Raw genomic sequence first — 3,356 nt, forward strand, 5'->3', positions numbered from 1 at the left:
GGGTGCGTAAGCCGTCTGAAAGACGGCGGTCCCAGCGTCCCCGGAACCGCCGACATTTTGTCGGCCCCTGGGACCGCTGACATTTTGTCGGCCCCTGGGACCGCTGACATTTTGTCGGCTCTTCTGGTTACCGGCTAGAACCTGAATGCCGAGTTGCCGGTCCAAATGGTCATCAGTCATGAACGGATCTAGGCAACAGGGACATCCCGCTCGTGCCGTTGCAGCTCCCACATCTCGGCGTAGACTCCCTGCTGCTCCAACAGCTGGCGATGGGTACCCTGCTCGCGGATCCGTCCTCCCACCATGACCAGGATATGGTCCGCGTCCACCACAGTGGACAGACGGTGGGCGATGACCAGGGTCGTGTGGTCCTCCGCGACCTCCGCTAGGGTCTGCTGGATGGCCCGCTCCGTATGGCTGTCCAGGGATGAAGTCGCCTCGTCGAAGACCAGAATCCGTGGCCGTTTGAGCATGGCCCGGGCAATGGCTACCCGCTGCTTTTCGCCGCCGGAAAGTTTGAGTCCCCGCTCCCCGACCACCGTATCCCACCGCTCCGGTAGCCCTTCGATAAAATCCAGGATATGGGCCATCTGTGCCGCCTGCTCGATCTCCGCACGGCTCGCACCCGGACGCCCATAGGCCAGATTGTAGAGAATGCTCTCATTGAACAGCACCGTATCCTGGGGAACGATGCCGATGGCGGCACGCAGACTATCTTGGGTGATATCCCGCAGATCCTGACCGTCGATCAGGATGCGCCCGCCGGTCACGTCGTAGAAGCGAAACAACAACCGTGCCAGCGTGGACTTTCCGGCCCCGCTGGGGCCTACCACGGCCAACTTCTGCCCCGGCTCGAGCGCGAGGTCCAATCCCCGCAGGATTTGCCGCTGGGGTTGGTAATAAAAGTCCACCCGCTGGAACCGCACCTGGCCCCCGTGTAGGACCAAAGGCCCGGCGCCGGGCCGATCGGCGATCTCAGGTTCCCGTTCCAACAGCTTGAACACCAGATCCATGTCCGCCAGGGCATACTTGATCTGGCGGTAAACGACACCGAGGAAGTTGAGTGGTATGAACAATTGCAGCAGCAGTGCGTTTACCAGCACCAGATCACCGATGCTCATGGTGCCGGCGACGACCCCCCGGGCCGCAAAGACCATGATCAAGGTAACCCCGATAGCGATGATCCCGCCTTGCCCGAAGTTCAGGATGGACATGGAAGACTGGCTCTTGACGGCAACCTGCTCCCAATCTCTCAAGGTATCATCATAGCGAGCGAGCTCCGTGACCTCATTGCCGAAATACTTCACCGTCTCATAGTTCATCAGGCTGTCCAGAGCCTGCCCGTTGGCCTGGGAATCGAGCCGGTTCATCCGATGACGAAAATCCATGCGCCACTCGGTGATGGTGAGGGTAAAGGCCACATAGACCATTACCGTCCCGAAGGTAACCAGCGTAAAGACGGCGGCATATCGGGTCAGGAGCACCGCGGCCACCAGCGCGAATTCCACCAGTACCGGGAGCATGCTGAAGACCATATAGTTGAGGATGGTGCTCACCGACCGGGTGCCTCGCTCCAGGTCGCGGCTGATGGCGCCGCTCCGGCGTTCCAGGTGGTAACGCAGGGACAGCCGGTGCAGATGCTCCAGCACCCGGGTCGATAGCCGACGCATGGCCCGGTAACGTACCCGGGCGAAGACCGCATCCCGCAATTCGTTGAACAGGGAGGCACTGAGCTTGAGCGCACCATAGGCCGACAACAGAGAGACCGGGAGCACCAGCATCCCGGCTTGCGGGTCCTCGAAGGCGTCCACGATCTCCTTGAGCAGGATCGGAATGCCCACGTTGGCGAGCTTGGCCAGCACCAGACAGGCCAGCGCCAACAGCGCCCGGCCACGGAACTCCCACAGAAAGGGAAGCATGCTGCGCAGATTGTGCAGATCGCGGCGATCGCGATGGACAGGCTCCGTCGAGATGATACGACGCATGCGGGGTTTGTTGGCCGGCTAGAGCGTTGGACGGGGTTCGGCCATATGGTAGCTTTGGGCTTCCCGACAGACTATCGAGTGATCGTTCTTATGGGATTTTGAAAGATCCCGTCCATGGGATTCTTCGACAGGATCCGCGATGAGATTTCGGTTTGAAGCCTCATATAGGAGAAAACGAGCTTGTCAATCGCCAACGACTTGCTCGATACCGGCGGCGGTCAATACCCGCTCTGACCACACCAGCAACATCCGCGAGTCGGCGCGCTCGATTTTTCGGCGTACCGCCTCGGGCACGACCCCGAATTTCAGCTGCAGTTGCCGCAGCAGGATCGCAGCTTGACCTGCTTGCTTGCCTTCTTGGCGACCCTCCAGCCTGCCTTGCTGTCTACCTTCCAGCCTGCCTTGTTGCCTGCCTTGCTCGATGAAGCGTTCAGCAAAACCCGTCATGATCTCGGCCTCTTGGGGATATTCCTGCTCGTATCTGGCCCGCTCATTGTTGTCCAGATCCGCATAGATGTCGATGATTCAGGCAATAGTACGCCAGCCGGTGTATAGAGAAACGCCGTGGGTCGCTTTCTTCTTCCAGGACGAACAACAGGGCCTCGCGCCGACCGTCCGGCCATTGAACCAACAAGGGGACATCGAGCTCCCGGAAACGATCGCCGAGCCGATCCTTGAGTTGCTCCTGTCGCACCGGCAGCACCTCGGCGCCGGACAGTTGGTCCGCGGCCTCCTCAGCCGCAAAAAAGGCCAGGGCTTGGCGGGGATAATCCAGGATGAGGTTCTTGAAGTTCTGATCGTGACTCATAGACCAAGCTTAACCGATCCGCCGGCGAGTGCATGTACAATCACCGGATATTGCCACAGGATTGGACCACGAACGGTCCGAAAATGGGGTAGACCCCGAAAGCCGGATAGATTCCTGAAAGACACGACATGAAGGCGGCCTATGTCCAATCCTACTCTCGATAACGAAACCGGTTGCGCCTGGCGCGAGCCCTTCGCCCTCCAGGTCCTCGGCGACAGCATGGAGCCCGAGTTCCCGGATAAATGCGTCGTCATCATCGAACAGGCCGAAGGGTGCAGCCACGGCATGTATGTCTTCGCAGAGGTAGAGGGCGTGCGCTGGTTCAGGCAGTACCAGATGGACGAGCAAGGCAGAGAGTGGTTGATCGCTCTCAACCGACGGTATCCTGAGATCGACCTCAGAGGCCGCGAATGGAAGGTCATGGGAATCATTATCCAGCGCAACATCCGACGCCGGGTCAAGCATTACCGGTATGAGGCCGAGCCCAGGGCCTGTTGACATTCAACTCGAACCGACTGTTTCCATAAGCGAACCACGAATAGACACGAATCCACACTAATTCG

At 59.6% G+C, this 3,356-nt stretch carries 4 protein-coding genes; 1 reads left to right on the plus strand and 3 read right to left on the minus strand.

What is annotated here, in order from left to right; genetic code table 11:
- Positions 1-188 precede the first annotated feature (188 nt).
- From BQ17_RS08945 to BQ17_RS24670, 3 genes are all read right to left on the minus strand, one after another.
- Positions 189-1,985 (minus strand): ABCB family ABC transporter ATP-binding protein/permease, encoded by a 1,797-nt coding sequence (locus BQ17_RS08945; RefSeq protein ID WP_089726284.1) that lies wholly within the window; start codon positions 1,983-1,985, stop codon positions 189-191.
- 183 nt (positions 1,986-2,168) lie between these two features.
- Positions 2,169-2,432, minus strand: coding sequence for a DUF4351 domain-containing protein (locus BQ17_RS24665; protein WP_439645659.1), 264 nt, complete (start codon positions 2,430-2,432; stop codon positions 2,169-2,171).
- 43 nt (positions 2,433-2,475) lie between these two features.
- Positions 2,476-2,793 carry a hypothetical protein gene (locus tag BQ17_RS24670; RefSeq protein WP_439645660.1) on the minus strand — a complete coding sequence of 106 codons (318 nt, stop codon included), beginning with the start codon at positions 2,791-2,793 and terminating at the stop codon, positions 2,476-2,478.
- Positions 2,794-2,934: 141 nt separating this feature from the next.
- Between BQ17_RS24670 and BQ17_RS08955 the strand changes: the two genes are divergently transcribed.
- The gene (locus BQ17_RS08955; RefSeq protein WP_089726286.1) at positions 2,935-3,291 is read left to right on the plus strand and encodes a S24 family peptidase; all 357 of its coding nucleotides are present in this window, start codon (positions 2,935-2,937) and stop codon (positions 3,289-3,291) included.
- Positions 3,292-3,356: the final 65 nt, after the last annotated feature.

The sequence above is a fragment of the Candidatus Thiosymbion oneisti genome (genome assembly GCF_900092655.1).
In the GTDB taxonomy this organism is placed as follows: Bacteria; Pseudomonadota; Gammaproteobacteria; order Chromatiales; family Chromatiaceae; genus Thiosymbion; species Thiosymbion oneisti.

Excerpts from the sequence above, each read along its gene's own strand:
- BQ17_RS08945 (WP_089726284.1), bottom strand. The coding sequence starts at position 1,985 with ATGCGTCGTATCATCTCGACGGAGCCTGTCCATCGCGATCGCCGCGAT.
- BQ17_RS24665 (WP_439645659.1), bottom strand. The coding sequence starts at position 2,432 with ATGACGGGTTTTGCTGAACGCTTCATCGAGCAAGGCAGGCAACAAGGC.
- BQ17_RS24670 (WP_439645660.1), bottom strand. The coding sequence starts at position 2,793 with ATGAGTCACGATCAGAACTTCAAGAACCTCATCCTGGATTATCCCCGC.
- BQ17_RS08955 (WP_089726286.1), top strand. The coding sequence starts at position 2,935 with ATGTCCAATCCTACTCTCGATAACGAAACCGGTTGCGCCTGGCGCGAG.